Here is a 1,092-nt window from a genome sequence, read left to right as displayed (position 1 = left end):
CATCACCCCGCGCTGTTCGCCAAGGCCGCGGCGAACATCGACCGGATCTCGGGCGGGCGTCTCGCGCTCAACGTCGTGTCGTCGTGGTGGGCGGACGAAGCCAAGCAATACGGACTCCAGTTCGACCAGCACGATGATCGCTACGCACGCACTGCCGAGTGGCTGACCGTCGTCGACGGGTTGTGGACCGAGGAACGGTTCGACTTCGCCGGGCAATTTTACACAACCGAACAGGCGATCTGCGCCCCCAAGCCCGCCAAGCGCCCGACCGTCTATGCCGGCGGCGAGAGCGAGAAGGCCAAGGCGATGATCGCCGCGCAATGCGACGCGTACGTCATGCACGGCGACCCCGCCGCCGCGATCGCGCCGAAGATCGCCGACATGGCGGCGCGGCGGGAAGCGGCCGGCGGCGCACCGATGCAGTACGGCATGGCCGCCTACGCCATAGTCCGAGACAGCGAGGCGGAGGCGAAGCGCGAACTCGAGCGCATCACCAGCGTCACCGAACTGCCTGCGGGCTATGCGAATTTCGACCAGTGGCTGTCGGGCACGCAGCTCGAACGCGAGTTGAAGATCCAGGAATACTCCGTCTCCAACCGTGGCCTGCGCCCCAATCTGGTCGGCACGCCCGAGCAGTTAAAGGAGCGCATCGCCGAGTACGAGGCCGCCGGTCTCGACCTGCTGCTGCTCCAGATGAGCCCGCAGAGCGAAGAGATGGAGCGGTTCGCGGCGCAGGTCATGGGCACCACATGATCCGTCTAACCGACGTCGTGAAAACCTACCCGGCCAGCGAAGCGGCGGCACTCGACGCCGTCTCGCTGGAGATTCCGGCGCGCGGCGTTTTCGGCGTCATCGGCCAGTCCGGCGCGGGCAAGTCGACGCTGATCCGTCTGATCAATGCGCTCGAACGCCCGAGTTCGGGGCGGGTCGAAGTCGATGGCGTAGACGTCGCGGCACTGTCCGCCAAGGACCTGCGCGCGCTACGCCGACGGATCGGCATGATCTTCCAGAACTTCGGCCTGCTGTCGTCACGCACGGTCGCCGCGAACGTCGCGTTCCCGCTCGTGCTGGCCGGCGTTCCCAAAGCCGAGC

Annotated in this window: 2 protein-coding genes; both read left to right on the top strand. The window is 66.8% G+C overall.

The window, feature by feature from the left end:
* Positions 1-753 (top strand): LLM class flavin-dependent oxidoreductase (locus tag U1872_RS22645; protein WP_332795097.1); only part of this gene is annotated, 753 nt, incomplete at its 5' end.
* A partial coding sequence (locus U1872_RS22640) for an ATP-binding cassette domain-containing protein (protein ID WP_332795096.1) occupies positions 750-1,092 on the top strand: 343 nt, incomplete at its 3' end. The genes U1872_RS22645 and U1872_RS22640, both read left to right, overlap by 4 nt.

This window comes from Parasphingomonas frigoris (genome assembly GCF_036663815.1).
In the GTDB taxonomy this organism is placed as follows: domain Bacteria; phylum Pseudomonadota; class Alphaproteobacteria; order Sphingomonadales; family Sphingomonadaceae; genus Sphingomonas.
This window is presented reverse-complemented; position numbering and strand designations above follow the sequence as displayed.